Here is a 528-nt window from a genome sequence, read left to right on the forward strand (position 1 = left end):
GATGCCAATTGATTTGCTACAAGCAAAAGCTAGTTCTTATAACGCCTCTCTTCAATATGAAGATTTTGAACTTGTTAGAGGTGTGTGGTCTTCTCATCCTTGATTAGCAATTGGAGTTTGCAACTTGATACGATACATGTGGCTGGCACTATTAAACATTGTTTCGAGTAGCTTAGGATTTCTTTATGCAACTTCAACTCAGCGCTACCAATGCACTCAACAAATGGCTGAAAGCTGATTTCCCTCGTTTGCCAGTGGAAGAGGGCAAACAAGCCGGGGTTAATAAACTGAGCTCGGATGCCGCTACTATGAGCTGGCAGGTGCACCTGATTGAAAACCGTTACCAATCCTCATAGAAGACTTTGATCGTCTGCGAAGCCAACAGCCGCTTCACCTATTTTATTCCGCTCAATCGGATGATTTTCTCGCCCGACGAACTCGCTGAACGGTTAAAAATAGAGTGGCAATTTGCCTTTGTTGAAGCTTTGGAAACTTATGCTTTGGAAAGTAACGGCTTAATTAGCCATT

At 43.0% G+C, this 528-nt stretch carries 1 protein-coding gene; it reads left to right on the plus strand.

Annotated features, from left to right (window positions below; genetic code table 11):
- Nucleotides 1-185: 185 nt before the first annotated feature.
- Nucleotides 186-356, plus strand: a complete 171-nt coding sequence (locus R8O11_RS31020) for a hypothetical protein (RefSeq protein WP_206926131.1) — start codon at nucleotides 186-188, stop codon at nucleotides 354-356.
- The last annotated feature ends 172 nt before the right edge of the window (nucleotides 357-528 follow it).

The sequence above is a fragment of the Vibrio sp. 1288 genome, from assembly GCF_033344475.1.